General features: G+C 55.8%; 20 protein-coding genes. 7 read left to right on the forward strand and 13 right to left on the reverse strand.

The features are described from left to right. Window positions 1-11 precede the first annotated feature (11 nt). From D8B20_RS07275 to D8B20_RS07285, 3 genes are all read right to left on the reverse strand, one after another. Entirely contained in the window at window positions 12-1070 is a 1059-nt protein-coding gene (locus D8B20_RS07275) for a YeiH family putative sulfate export transporter (RefSeq protein ID WP_145888246.1), read from the reverse strand. 248 nt (window positions 1071-1318) lie between these two features. Continuing rightward, window positions 1319-1486, reverse strand: a complete 168-nt coding sequence (locus tag D8B20_RS07280; RefSeq protein ID WP_145888247.1) for a con-10 family general stress protein — start codon at window positions 1484-1486, stop codon at window positions 1319-1321. A 235-nt stretch (window positions 1487-1721) separates the two neighbouring features. Continuing rightward, complete coding sequence (locus D8B20_RS07285) at window positions 1722-2210, reverse strand: CinA family protein (RefSeq protein ID WP_145888248.1); 489 nt, start codon at window positions 2208-2210, stop codon at window positions 1722-1724. 258 nt (window positions 2211-2468) lie between these two features. On the opposite strand from D8B20_RS07285, the gene D8B20_RS07290 reads away from it, so the two are divergent. The 6 genes from D8B20_RS07290 (at window position 2469) to D8B20_RS07315 (ending at window position 5034) form a co-directional block, all read left to right on the forward strand. Next, a complete protein-coding gene (locus D8B20_RS07290; RefSeq protein ID WP_145888249.1) occupies window positions 2469-2978 on the forward strand; it encodes a hypothetical protein in 510 nt (169 codons plus the stop codon). 12 nt (window positions 2979-2990) lie between these two features. Next, a complete protein-coding gene (locus D8B20_RS07295; RefSeq protein ID WP_145888250.1) occupies window positions 2991-3431 on the forward strand; it encodes a DUF421 domain-containing protein in 441 nt (146 codons plus the stop codon). 78 nt (window positions 3432-3509) lie between these two features. Continuing rightward, window positions 3510-3791 carry a hypothetical protein gene (locus D8B20_RS07300; protein ID WP_145888251.1) on the forward strand — a complete coding sequence of 94 codons (282 nt, stop codon included), beginning with the start codon at window positions 3510-3512 and terminating at the stop codon, window positions 3789-3791. 225 nt (window positions 3792-4016) lie between these two features. Beyond that, window positions 4017-4262, forward strand: a complete 246-nt coding sequence (ycgZ, locus tag D8B20_RS07305; RefSeq protein WP_128602226.1) for a regulatory protein YcgZ — start codon at window positions 4017-4019, stop codon at window positions 4260-4262. Window positions 4263-4423: 161 nt separating this feature from the next. Then, window positions 4424-4714, forward strand: a complete 291-nt coding sequence (locus D8B20_RS07310; protein ID WP_145888252.1) for a hypothetical protein — start codon at window positions 4424-4426, stop codon at window positions 4712-4714. Window positions 4715-4767: 53 nt separating this feature from the next. Beyond that, window positions 4768-5034 carry a biofilm development regulator YmgB/AriR family protein gene (locus D8B20_RS07315; protein WP_145890466.1) on the forward strand — a complete coding sequence of 89 codons (267 nt, stop codon included), beginning with the start codon at window positions 4768-4770 and terminating at the stop codon, window positions 5032-5034. Between the two features lie 41 nt (window positions 5035-5075). Here D8B20_RS07315 and D8B20_RS07320 read toward each other — a convergent pair whose 3' ends face one another. From D8B20_RS07320 to D8B20_RS07340, 6 genes are all read right to left on the reverse strand, one after another. After that, a complete protein-coding gene (locus D8B20_RS07320; RefSeq protein WP_145888253.1) occupies window positions 5076-5276 on the reverse strand; it encodes a hypothetical protein in 201 nt (66 codons plus the stop codon). Window positions 5277-5563: 287 nt separating this feature from the next. Next, window positions 5564-5860 (reverse strand): hypothetical protein, encoded by a 297-nt coding sequence (locus D8B20_RS07325; RefSeq protein WP_261388069.1) that lies wholly within the window; start codon window positions 5858-5860, stop codon window positions 5564-5566. Between the two features lie 269 nt (window positions 5861-6129). Continuing rightward, the gene (locus D8B20_RS21780) at window positions 6130-6252 is read right to left on the reverse strand and encodes a hypothetical protein (protein WP_261388070.1); all 123 of its coding nucleotides are present in this window, start codon (window positions 6250-6252) and stop codon (window positions 6130-6132) included. 14 nt (window positions 6253-6266) lie between these two features. After that, on the reverse strand, window positions 6267-7145 hold the full coding sequence (locus tag D8B20_RS07330; protein ID WP_145888254.1) for a manganese catalase family protein: 879 nt from the start codon (window positions 7143-7145) through the stop codon (window positions 6267-6269). A gap of 59 nt (window positions 7146-7204) precedes the next feature. Then, window positions 7205-7678, reverse strand: a complete 474-nt coding sequence (locus tag D8B20_RS07335) for a YciE/YciF ferroxidase family protein (RefSeq protein ID WP_145888255.1) — start codon at window positions 7676-7678, stop codon at window positions 7205-7207. A 183-nt stretch (window positions 7679-7861) separates the two neighbouring features. Beyond that, the gene (locus D8B20_RS07340) at window positions 7862-8038 is read right to left on the reverse strand and encodes a con-10 family general stress protein (protein WP_145888256.1); all 177 of its coding nucleotides are present in this window, start codon (window positions 8036-8038) and stop codon (window positions 7862-7864) included. 291 nt (window positions 8039-8329) lie between these two features. Between D8B20_RS07340 and D8B20_RS07345 the strand changes: the two genes are divergently transcribed. Next, window positions 8330-10687, forward strand: coding sequence for a phosphoketolase family protein (locus tag D8B20_RS07345; RefSeq protein WP_145888257.1), 2358 nt, complete (start codon window positions 8330-8332; stop codon window positions 10685-10687). Here the strand turns inward: D8B20_RS07345 and D8B20_RS07350 are convergent. From D8B20_RS07350 to D8B20_RS07365, 4 genes are all read right to left on the reverse strand, one after another. Then, complete coding sequence (locus tag D8B20_RS07350) at window positions 10621-11469, reverse strand: hypothetical protein (RefSeq protein ID WP_261388071.1); 849 nt, start codon at window positions 11467-11469, stop codon at window positions 10621-10623. The genes D8B20_RS07345 and D8B20_RS07350 overlap by 67 nt on opposite strands. Continuing rightward, window positions 11470-11667, reverse strand: a complete 198-nt coding sequence (locus tag D8B20_RS07355) for a hypothetical protein (RefSeq protein WP_145888258.1) — start codon at window positions 11665-11667, stop codon at window positions 11470-11472. It abuts the gene before it with no gap. A gap of 206 nt (window positions 11668-11873) precedes the next feature. Then, window positions 11874-12041: a con-10 family general stress protein gene (locus D8B20_RS07360; protein ID WP_145888259.1), complete on the reverse strand. Its 168-nt coding sequence runs from the start codon at window positions 12039-12041 to the stop codon at window positions 11874-11876. Window positions 12042-12305: 264 nt separating this feature from the next. Then, window positions 12306-12818 (reverse strand): GNAT family N-acetyltransferase, encoded by a 513-nt coding sequence (locus D8B20_RS07365; protein WP_145888260.1) that lies wholly within the window; start codon window positions 12816-12818, stop codon window positions 12306-12308. Between the last annotated feature and the right edge of the window lie 135 nt (window positions 12819-12953).

Below are 12953 nucleotides of genomic sequence, written 5' to 3' on the forward strand. Positions count from 1 at the left end.
ACGGCCGGGGATCAGCCCAGCAACGCGTGAACAGTGAGATTGATGGCGCCGCCGCCTGTAATCAGCCAGATGAACAGCAGCAGGCCCAGCAGCAGCGGGCGCAGCCCGGCCTGCTTCAGCTGGTTGATCTGAGTGGTCAGCCCCAGCGCAGCCATGGCCATGGCCAGCAGCACATTATCCAGCTGGTTGATCTGCGCAATCGCCGCAGGCGGTAGCAGATGAGCCGAGTTAAACAGCGCCACCAGGATAAACAGCAGTGCAAACCACGGAAAGGCGATGCGCTGCCGGCTGCCGTCGGTCGTTGCAGCACGACGGCGAACCCACATGCCCAGCATCATAAGAAAGGGCGCCAGCATCATGACGCGCAGCATTTTGGCAATCACGGCGGCATTTTCGGCGTCACTGCCAATCGCGTGACCGGCGGCCACCACCTGTGCCACTTCATGCATGGTTGAGCCGGTATAGATACCAAATGCCGTCAGGCTGACGCCCGGCAGCAGCGTAGCAACGCTGTGCCAGATCAGCGGGTAGAGAAATATTGCGCTGGTGCCAAAGATCACCACGGTGGCAACGGCAACCGCCACGCTGGCAGCGCGTGCTTTGATCACCGGACCGGTTGCCAGCACGGCCGCCGCCCCGCAGATGCTGCTGCCGGCACCAATCAGCCAGGCGGTTTCGCGATCCAGCTTCAGTAACCTTTGCCCGAGCCAGCAGGCCAGCAAAAAGGTGCTGGTCAGCATCAGCCCGTCAACCACAACGCCGCTAAGGCCGACGTCCAGTACCTGCTGAAACGTGATGCGGAAACCGTACAGAATAATGCCAAGGCGCAGCAGGCTCTGTTTCGCCAGCTGTACGCCGTCAGCGCAGCGCGGCTGCAGGGCAGGATAAAAAGTATTTCCGGCGATCACGCCGCCGATAATCGCCAGCGTCAGTGCACCTAACCCCAGCTGCGCCACCGCGGGCTGATTGCTGAGCCAGGCGGTAGCCAGCGCAATTGCTGCCGTGAGCAGCAGACCCGGTGCGCGCTGCACGATCCCCTGCGGGTATCGGATAAAAGAAATGTCAGCCATAACGTCCTCCTGTGTTGTGGCAATCCTGCCCGGAAGACGACATTTATAAAAACGGTTTATATAGTTATATTTAATCGGAATAAGTGGTAAGTCACCGCACAGAGCCCATGCAGGCACGTAAAAAAGGGCTGTCACGTGGACAGCCCTTCAGGCAGATAGCCCTGGCGGCGGGCAGGTAAGGTGTCAGCGGCGCAGTCAGGACCCTCGCAAAGCCCTGCCGTTATGCACGGCGCGCCGCCGGCAATGACTCAGGAGCCGCGATGGCTGTTCTGTCCGCCTTTTTTACCGGCTTCAGAGGCCTTTTCCGGATCGTTTTTAAAGTTACCGCCGCTTGCCTGACCGCCTTTTTTACCGGCTTCAGATGCTTTCTGTTTGTCTTCGGCGAAATTGCCGGAACCGCCACGATGTTCAGTCATACACTTGCCTCTTTCTCAGTTATAAATAACATGACAAAAAGCGTGTCATGTGCCTGTTACCTGTTTAAGGGTAATCGCTGAATAACAGCCTGCAAGCGTGACGCGATAGTTATTTGCGTTGCGATAATTTTATTTTTGTTATTATCAGCAGGATAGGTGGTTAATTATTTTCTGTTGCGCCCGGCTTGCCGTCTGGCTATTTAACCGCTTCGCCAGGCGCTATTTTTCGGGCAATTTATTGCGACAGTAAACGCTTTAGTTCACTCAGGCTGAAGCAGGTTGCTTTATAGACAACCTCCTCGCTTTCGCCAGAAAACCACTCGCGCCGGGTATGCACGCTGTCATCCGGCAGGCACCAGGCAAACCACACCGTGCCTGCCGGTGTGCCGTCTTCTCCGCCATCCGGCCCGGCATAGCCACTGGTAGCGAGGCCAATGCTATCACCCGCCAGTTTCTTTGCTCCGCAGGCCATTTCACGGACGGTTTCCTCACTGACGGCGGTATAGCGCGCCAGCGTATCGGCCTTTACCCCCAGCACGCGCTGTTTGGCCTGATTGGTATAGGTAATAAATCCGCTGCTGTAAAAACGGCTGCTGTCAGAGGCAGCTGCCAGCGCCGAGCCGACCCAGCCTGAGGTGCATGATTCGGCCGTTGTCAGGGTCCATGATTTTTCCATTAACAGCTCGCCTAATTCAGACGCCAGATCGATCAAATGTTTATCCATGTGCGTTTTCCTGCTTCGTTAATATCATTAATAAAATCCGATAAAGGAATTATAGAATTAATTAAGCCGTTGCCTGATTAATTCCAGCGAAGATTTTAAACACAGCGCGAAATAAACCGAGCCGCAACGTGGCACGAATGCTTTCTGTCACTAAGCTTTAATGAACGGTAGCGCGCAGGGAGACACCGCCGTGCCTGCCCGTCAGGCTGGCGTAGCCGGGGTTGCCCGCGTCTGGCTTATGCACGCAAGGGAGAAAGGATGAACAACGATGAACTGAGCAGCCGGCACTATCCGGTGAAAGAAAACATGCGCTGGCAGCAACGGGAAAGCCGCATCCAGCGCGCGGGCGAATATCTGCTGATGGTAATCGTGATTCTCGGGGCCTGCGGCCTGTTTTCCAAAGGCTTCCTGAGTGACGGAAAAGCCACCGCCGCGGATGGATCGGTGACGGTGGAGTATGAGCGTTTTGGCCGGGTGCAGAGCAACATGAACATGCATATCCGCGTCGCGTCGCCCGCCGGCGATCGCTTTACCCTGACCCTCGGCGGGGGCGCCATCAACAGCCTGCAGATTCAGACGCTGCAGCCGCAGCCTCTGCAGGCGGTAACGCGCGGTGACGATCTGCAGCTTACCTTTGCCACTCACGATCTACGCGCCCGCCACTCTGTCTGGCTGGGCCTGCAGGCGCAGGCCGTCGGGCGGGTGCCGGTCAGCGTCAGCGTTGACGGCCAGCAGCCGGTACACTTTTCCCACTGGATCTATCCCTGAGAGGCGAAGGCAATGGAAACGGTATTACGCGCGGCAGGGATCTACCTGATCCTGATGGTGGTATTCAAAATAGCCGGCAGGCGCGCCCTGCTGCAGATGACCTCGTTTGATTTGATCCTGTTGTTAATCATCAGTGAAGCCACCCAGCAGGCGCTGCTGGGTGATGATTTTTCCGTGACCGGTGCCGGGTTAACCATCATTACCCTGGTTACGATTGATATCGTGTTGGGTAAACTCAAAAACCGTTTTCCGTCGCTTGCTCAGCTGGCAGAGGGCGGCCCGGTGATTCTGGTTGAACATGGACGTGCGCTACAGCAGCGCATGAAAATGACGGGCGTCAGCGAAGAGGATGTGCTGGAAGCGGCGCGGTCACAGGGGCTGGAGCGGCTGGAGCAGATTCGCTATGCCGTACTGGAAGTGAATGGCCATATCTCCATTATTCCGGAAAAGTAAGCCTGACGGCTGTAAAAGGGCGAGGCTCTGTCATACCCTGTGAGCACCAGGAGTAGCCCACATTCTCAGGAGGTAAAGATGACGAATGCAGAGCATAAAATCGTTGGTGAGGCAGCCTGTGCGCTGCTGGTACAACGCAGGGAAGTCACGGTATCCGCGCTGGCGGCTGAATTGACGCGGATGGCCGAAGCCGAAACCGATACAACGCGCATCAGACAAATCGGTGATGCGCGCCAGTGGCTGATGAATTATCGCTCCGCTGAAGTGCACGACAATCGCAGCCGCTCAGCGTTACGCGGCATGAGCCGTCAGACAGATAGTGTCAGAATCCCTGCCACCGAAGGCAGCAAAAACCGCTAGACCCGGCGCAGCCGGCGTCAGTCAGCGCTGACGCCGCTCAGCCGTTTCCGCACTGTTTTGCCTTCCATCACTCCTAATCGCGTTCTGATTTCCTTCCGGTAGCATTTTTTGCAACAAAATCGCCCCGAAACCTTTATTATCCTTTGTACAGCTTTTACAATACCTGTACAACTTAGTCAGATATTTTGTCTGATACCTGATTGTTAACTTTAACGGGAGTCACTTATGCGCCAGAACGGATACACTCCGAACTCAGTTGAGGCGATTGCCAACTATTTCAGCAAAGCATCGCTGCCATCTCAGCAGGAGACGCTGGGGCAGGTGGTCGTAGAGATTCTGCGCGAAGGCCGTAACCTGAATCGCAAATCACTGTGCACCAAGTTGCTGCGTCGTCTGGAACTGGCCTCGACCACGGAAGAAGAGCACCATTATCACCAGCTGATCGGACTGCTGTTCGAGCGCGAAAGCTGAGAGCGTATGTAATAAACGTTCAGGTTGTACACATGAAAACTTTTCTCTGATAATGCATCACCCCATGTACGACCTGCGACGGGCTGTATCGCGCCGTATCATCACGGCGCTTTTTTTCTGCCGCGTTCCCGGTCGGGGCAGGCAGCATGCAGAGATTCGTTATGAACAACAAAGAACACCAGAAAATTATCGATGAGCTTATCGGGGAAGCTGCACTGACGCTGCTTCAGCGTTCAGGGCCGGTGAATACCCAGGCGCTGATAGATGAGCTGCGCAATATGCACGCCCAGGCCAGCGATAATGAACAGCGGACAGCAATCAGCGCAGCAATCATGGAAGTACGCAACAGCGTAACGGCGGGACAAAAACGCCGTGACAAAAAGCCAGAAAGGGACAATGTGCATCAGCTGTTCAGCAACGCTGACACGCCAGGCAGCAGTCGCAAGCATTAACCAGAAGATGACATATAATCTGACTGTGTAGCTAACAGTACGGGATGAGCATGATGCCGGATAATAATAACCTTTATACTGCGCTGCCGGATTCAGAGCTGGCTGCGCATTTTCGCGACGCGGGCAAAACATTAACTGACGAAGCCGCCGTGCTGGACAACGTGATCCGTACGGTGCTGGCAAGAGAAGGGCGCGTCAGTAACAAATCGATCATTCTGTGCCTGGTGATGGCGCTGGAATCCACCCGCGACGAAGCGGAAGCGGATATTTTGCGCCGCACGCTGGAAATTGTGGTGGGTTATACGCCGGACGACGCGTGACCCTGAGTGGATGGGTGTCCCCCGCTGACGTGGGGGACCTTTCAGTGCATAAGATCTGCCAGTAGTCGTATAGCGGCATCACACAGATGCCGGAACTCCTCATCGCCTGCCTCCGATTTCATCTCATGGAGCGCCAGCGTCACATCATTGGCCTTAAAGGCGCGATCTTCCCTGATAAAGTCCGCAACAGCTATACCTATCAATGCATACAGATCCGGTGTCAGACGACGCTCGTCTTTCACATCACCTCCGATACGTGTATGTATATACAGTCTGACACAGCCCACTTCATCACGAAACCTTTTTCTCCGCGGAGGCGGGCGCGTCAGAAAATCTGCATCACCACCGTTATAGCTTACCAGCGAAGCGGATGCATAAGAGACGGCCGATTATTATCCGGAAGGCTGTATCAGGATATGAACGATTGGGTGGTCACAGGCGATGACAACACTTATCGATGAGCAAATCTTATCCGGGGAGCACCTTTTCTCAACCCGGAGAAAAAGGTGCAGAGGGCGGAACAACGATGTTAGCGCGGCGCGGCCTGTGCCGAAGCATTAACCGCCACGTGACGCGCAGAACGGTTCATTTTACGCCGGGTTCTGCCCAGATTCAGTTTATGCAGCCAGCTGCGGAACTGTTTTACCTGCTCACCGGCACCGTTTTCATCCTGCGCCCGGCACAGATAAAGCTGACTCAGCGTCTGATGTTCAGCGGCTGTGGCATAAATTTCCAGTTTTCCATCACGCTGCTGCAGGGCGATGGCGGTGAAATGCAGATGCTCCCACTGGTGTAGTCTGGCTTCGAACGTTTTAAAGTCCATCATTGTTTCCTTCATTTCTTATAGTAAGTTTTGGCCCTGACAGGGGTATATGCACCTTAGTAGAGAAACCGGAAAACGCCAGCGCGCAGCGCAAGTAAAAGTGTAAATTTTTCGTCAAGCGTAAACCGTGCCCGGTAGGGTTTAGCGCGGTTTTTAACGGTCAGCCGGGAATAAGTGTCTGGAAAGGCGTGTCCGGGGCGGGAAAGGCGCGTTGCAGGCAAACAGAGCGGCAGAAAAGAGGGCGAAAAAAAACCGCCCGCAGGCGGTTATTGTTAGTCAGGCTGTTTGTCACCGGATTCCGGTGCGCTGGTTTCGTCATCCTCAGGCCGTTGTGCCGGCGGGTTGCCGTCAGGCTGATAATCAGGATGTTCGCTACCGGCTGGTCGTTCAGACATAAGCGCCTCCCCGGTCAGGCTTTCGGCTGCGGTTTTTTACTGCCTGCTTCCGCACCGGTCAGTGGATTCACGTCAGGATCGGAGGCCGTACGGGCCGCCATACTGTCCAGATCGGCCTGCTGGTCCGGGGGCAGCGTCACGCTGGCCAGACCATCACCGCCATCCACGGCGGGCTGCGGATTAGCGACATAATCAAAGTTCTCATCCGAGTTCCAGCTGCCGCGTACGTCCTCACCCTCAGACATACTGAAGTAGGTGTGTGCATACTGCTCAATAGGCGGCAGTTTGCCCGGCGGGAAGTTGTTACGGATAGAGTAGAGTGCCTTTTCAAACGACAGCTGGTGCGCAGCTTCACGCGTCATCAGGAAGCCCAGCGCATCTTTGACGCCAACATCATCCGTCACGTTAATCAAACGCTCATAGATGATTTTTGCCCGGGCTTCCGCTGCGACGTTGGAGCGCAGATCGGCCGTGACTTCACCGATGGTATCCACATAGGCTGCTGTCCATGGCACGCCACCGGAGTTGGTCAGCGGCGGACCGCCGCCGTACAGGATAGAGGTCAGATGGCTATCGTTACCGGCTCCGGTAATGGAGCGATACAGTTCGCCTTCCTCTTCTGTGCCTTCGGCCAGCTTGCCCTTGGCACCTTTATTCAGCATCCCTACCAGCGAACCGATAATTTCCAGATGGCTTAGCTCTTCGGTAGCGATATCCATCAGCATGTCGCGACGTCCTAAATCATCATCGCCTAATCCCTGGGTAAAGTAGCGCATCGCTGCGGCCAGTTCGCCCTGCGGGCCGCCAAACTGCTCCAGCAGCAGGTTGGCCAGTCCGGGGTTCGGTTCACTGACCCGGACGGTGTACTGCAATTTCTTAACGTGTCGAAACATAGCTCACCTCGTGGCAAACCGTCATATCAGCGGGCTGCTGATGTGGCGGGGGCATGGATTCACTGTTTTTCAGCAATCGTTGTCAGTTTTTCATCGGTGGATTTTTCTTCAGCCAGCGTCTCTGCCAGCAGGCTGGCGGCCTGATCCAGACCCAGCTTTTTCGCCATGGCAACCAGCGTGCCGTAAGTCGCGATCTCATAGTGTTCGACTTTCTGCGCCGCGCCGATCAAACCCGCATCACGCACCGGGCCGGCTTCGGTTGACTCAATCAACTCCTGCGCCTCTTCCACCAGACCTTCCAGCGCATGGCATTTCATACGCTTAATGCGCAGTTCATTGTGCGCTTCCACGACCTGATCGAGACGCTCAATTTGTCCCTGAGTTTCTTCCAGATGTTGTTTAAAGGCCTGTTTCAGACTTTCATCCGAAGCGGCACGCGTCATTTTGGGTAATGCACGCGTAATCTGCTTTTCCGCGCTGTAAACATCGGAAAGATCATGAATAAAGAGATCGAGCAGGGATTCAACTTTCATGGTTTATTCTCCACAGGTTAATAAACGGTGCGGAATGTGCCCGTTAAAAATAACGAAACGGTAATAACAGAAGGGTGGCTAAAAGATATTAAATATCCATTTCAGCGCCACAGAGTGTAAACAGGGCAGGAAATAACGGAGCACTCCCTGCTCCCCGCATCTCATCCCTGAGTCACTGGCGTATCAGGAGCCGCGATGGCTGCTCTGACCGCCTTTTTTGCCGGCTTCAGAGGCTTTTTCGCGGTCGTTTTTGAAATTACCGCCGCCGCTGTTGCTGCTCTGACCGCCTTTTTTACCCGCTTCAGATGCTTTCTGCTTATCTTCTGCGAAATTACCTGAACCGCCTCGATGCTGAGTCATATATATTTCCTCTTCATGAGCTTAATTAACATGACGGGTTCTGCTGTCATGTGCGAGTTGCGTATTTAATAATAATAGCCACTGACATTCCTGCAAGCGGGACGGCTTAAATAATACCGAATAAGAATTTTCTGTACGGCTAAATAGAGGAATTATTTACGCTTCGTCTTTTTTTACATTTTTATTTTTTTAGCGCTGCGCTTTATTTCCGGTTTCGCTTATTCATCCATTCGCGCCATCGCCTATCCTCTATTAAGGTTACTTTTCATTCTCATTCATCAAGGAGCGGGTATGCCTATCCCCGATATGCACGAAGAACTGACTTTGCTGGATCGCTACTGGCGCGCCGCCAACTATCTCTCAGTCGGGCAGATCTACCTGATGGACAACCCGCTGCTGCGCCAGCCGCTGGCCCCCCGGCACATTAAACCGCGTCTGCTGGGCCACTGGGGCACCACGCCGGGACTGAACTTTATCTATGCGCATCTCAACCGCGTTATCCGGCAGCGCGATGTGGATATGCTCTACGTCTGCGGACCCGGCCACGGCGGGCCGGGCATGGTGGCCAACAGCTGGCTGGAGGGCACCTACAGCGAAATCTATCCAGACGTCAGCGACGACGCCACCGGCATGCAGCGACTGTTTAAACAGTTCTCTTTTCCCGGTGGCATTCCCAGCCATGCCGCACCGGAGACGCCAGGCTCCATTAACGAAGGCGGCGAGCTGGGCTATTCGCTCTCGCATGCCTTCGGTGCCGTTTTCGACCACCCGCAGCTGATCGCCGCCTGCGTCATCGGTGACGGCGAAGCCGAAACCGGTCCGCTGGCTGCCAGCTGGCACGGTATTAAATTCCTCAATCCGCAGCGCGACGGGGTCGTCCTGCCAATCCTGCACCTGAACGGGTATAAAATTGCCAATCCCACACTGCTGGGCCGCAGCAGCGATGACGATCTGCGTCAGCTGTTCAGCGGCTACGGCTATGAGCCGCTGTTTGTCTGCGGCGACCGGCCGGAGGAGATGCATCCGCGTATGGCGCAGGCGCTGGATACGGCGCTGGATAAGATCGCGCACTATCAGCAGCAGGCGCGCAGCGGTGCCGCCGATGCGGCGATCCCACGCTGGCCGATGATCATATTGCGCAGCCCGAAAGGCTGGACCGGGCCGAAAACGGTGGATGGCAAAAAGGTGGAAGACTTCTGGCGGGCGCATCAGGTGCCGGTGGCAGCCTGCCGGGAGGATGAGGCGCACCGGCACATCCTTGAGACGTGGCTGCGCAGCTACCAGCCGGAGACGCTGTTTGATGACACAGGCCGGCTGCGCGCTGAACTGCGTGCGCTGGCACCGCAGGGCGATAAACGCATGAGCGCCTCGCCCTATGCCAACGGCGGTCGCCTGCGCCGGGCGCTGAACACTCCGGATATCAGCGAGTTTGCACTGGCGGTAACCGCACCCGGCAGCCAGCAGGGGGAAGCGACAAAGCAGTTTGGCTATTACCTCAGCGCGCTGTTTACCCGTAACCGTGACAACTTCCGGTTATTCGGCCCGGATGAAACGGCGTCAAACCGCCTCTCCCCGGTGTTTGATGTCACCAGCCGGACATGGATGGCGGAAACCCGCGACGACGATGAACAGCTGGCGCGGGACGGACGGGTTATGGAGATTCTGAGTGAACACCAGTGTCAGGGCTGGCTGGAGGGCTATCTGCTCACCGGGCGGCACGGGCTGTTTAACTGCTATGAGGCGTTTATCCACATTGTCGATTCGATGTTCAACCAGCATGCCAAATGGCTCAAAGTGTCGCGCAAGCTGCCGTGGCGGCAGCCGATCTCATCGCTGAACTATCTGCTCTCTTCCCACGTCTGGCGTCAGGATCACAATGGCTACAGCCACCAGGACCCGGGTTTCATCGATCACGTGGCGAATAAAAAAGCCGATATCGTGCGTATCTATCTGCCGCCGGATGCTAATACGCTGTTATGGACCGGCGATCACTGTCTGCGCACTTGGGATCGGATCAATGTGATCGTCGCCGGGAAACAGCCGTCGCCGCAGTGGCTGGATATGGCGAGCGCCCGCGCCCACTGTGAAGCGGGCATGGGCATATGGCACTGGGCAAGCAGTGAAGGGGAGCCGGACGTGGTCATGGCGTGCGCCGGCGATGTGCCGACCATGGAAACCCTGGCCGCCGTGGACATCCTGCGCACCTGGCTGCCCGCACTGCGCATTCGCGTGGTCAACGTGGTGGACCTGCTGGCGCTGCAGCCCCAGGCGCAGCATCCACACGGTAAATCGGACGCAGAGTTTGATGCGCTGTTCACGCACGATAAACCGGTCATTTTCGCCTTTCACGGCTATCCCAGCCTGATCCACCGCCTGACTTACGCGCGCCGCAATCACGCCAGTTTCCACGTGCACGGCTTTAATGAGGAAGGCACCACCACCACGCCGTTTGATATGACGGTGCTGAACGAGCTGGATCGCTACCACCTGGCGCAGTCAGCGATCCGGCACACTCCCGGGCTGGCCGAACGCCATCCGGCGCTGCTGGAGGATTTGCAGCAGCGCATTGCGGAACACCATCGCTACGTACGGGAATACGGTGAAGACGTCCCGGAGGTGCGCGACTGGAAGTGGCCGTCGCGCGCCTGATGGCGACAGAAACGGCGGCGCTTCGCGTGCTTTTTGCCCATCGCCAGCGCGCTTGCGCTGGCCGGGTCAAACAGCGACAGGCTTTCGATTTGCGACACCATCAGCACTTTACGGAACGCCAGCGCGCTTTTCGGTGAAGAGGAAAAGCTGATGTCATGCTGGTGGTACCAGCGGCTGTAGTTGTGCTCAATGGCCAGATTCAGCGTTTGCGAATCGCGATAGCCGCTCAGCATCGGGATCAGCACCACGTTGGCGGTGTTGGCATATTCAAAGGTGGCGGCATGGACCATACCAATGTAGATGCGGCGCGACTTCAGGGTGATCCAGGCCAGCTCACCTTCTTCCATGCAGTGCAGCAGCATCTGCTCAATACCGTTTGAACGTGACAGGCGCTGATACAGCTCTTTGCGGCTTCCTGCCGTCAGGCGCGCGCTGCCCGCCCAGTTGGAGCGGTAAACGCAGAACAGCACGGCAAAGGTCAGCATGATTACCACCGGCGCCTGAATGCCAAGAAAGCTCCACGTCATAAAATCGACGTGCCAGCGCGCATGCAGGTCAGCGGTGAGGGCAAAGGTATTATTGGCCGCTGAGGCACCCAGCAGCAGCAGCCACAGCAGGGCAGTGGCCAGCACACCCTGTACCACGAAAATACAGCCGTAAAGCGCAATCAGAAAGTATACATCCCAGCCAAACGAGCGTTTAATTTTGAGCCGGCTGGACATATCGCGGCTGGTATACCAGTAGCCGCACACCATTAACACCATAAAAATCGCCGTACCCATTCAGATATCCTTTAATGCGTTCACGTGATCCCTGAAATCCTGCTGCACCTGCGGGCTGAGCGGATTAACCGAAGCGTTACCATCTTCATCAATAATAATCCGGTCACCCTCCTGAATGGATTCACGAATATCCTGCCGGCTCATCACCTGAAGCAGGGATTCCGGACTGCTGAATAACGACGTAATAAAACGAAACATGGGGGTCTGATTTTCCTGTGGCATAGCCTAAGCGATAATTGAGCATATAACGAATCTGGCTGTTTTGATCGCCTTTCAGAGTTGTCTGCCGGTGAGCGGCAAAATAAGCGAAGGGAGAGAGGCGGACGCTGGCTGATTTATGGGCAATGGCGCTGAAAAGCGCGAAGGGGATGTAAGGGCAGCACCTCCCTGTGCTGCCGGGTCAGTCAGGAGCCGCGATGGCTGCTCTGACCGCCTTTTTTACCGGCTTCGGACGCTTTTTCACGGTCATTTTTAAAATTACCGCCGCTGTTTTGTCCGCCTTTTTTACCGGCCTCAGAAGCGCGTTGTTTATCTTCTGCGAAATTACCTGAACCGCCTCGATGTTGAGTCATAATATATCCTCTTCATGAGTAATAAATAACATGACGCGACGTGCCGTCATGTGCGTGGTACGTCTCTAATCATAATCGGGCTGATACCGGCTGCAAGCGTAGCGGAATGCATTTTCCGGGAGTTTTCTCTTTGGGCAGATTTAATTGTCTGATCTGGCGGCGAATATATTTTCCCGGTGCGGCATAAAAATGTGTGCCCGGCGGGCGGGCGGCGGGAGATATTTCCGCCGGCGCACCTGTCCGGCCTGGATATAGCCGGACAGGTTAGATGACCATGCCGAGAATTTGTACAATGCTCTGCTGCGAAGCGGTAATAAAGGGAATATCTTTTATGTGCTGCATGCCAAAGGCTTCATAGAATTTGCGCGCCCGTACGTTCGCGCCCATCACTTCCAGCCACAGGTAACCTTCGCGCTTCTCCCGCGCAGCATGAATGATGCTTTCAAACAGGCGGCGACCGTAATTTTTGCCGGTTTCCTGCGGATTCAGGTACAGCTTGTTCAGCTGTGCGCCGCTCATGCCGGAATCCGGCACCGGCGTGTTCCAGGTGACTTTCGCAAAGCCCACCGGCATCGCCGTTTCAGCAATCAGCCAGCTTTCGTCTGGCGCGGCCAGACTATTACGCAGCTCTGTCAGCCCATACTCTTTATCGATAAATTCATCCATCTCGGCTTCGGATACCCACATATGTTTGAAGTGAGCGCTGTAGGTCATACGTCCCAGCTGATGCAGCAGTTCTGCATCGCCGGCGTGCGCGTTGCGTATGGTGAGTTCCATGCCAGTTTTCCTGTGTACTTTTTGTTATCGGGGCCGCGGCGACGCAAGGCGGCGCGCAGGGGGCACACCATAGCGCGTAACGCCTGAAAAGGTAAAGCACGAGAAGGGGGAGCAAAAAGAGCGGCGGGACACCGG

Source organism: Candidatus Pantoea soli (genome assembly GCF_007833795.1).
GTDB classification, from domain to species: Bacteria; Pseudomonadota; Gammaproteobacteria; order Enterobacterales; family Enterobacteriaceae; genus Pantoea; species Pantoea soli.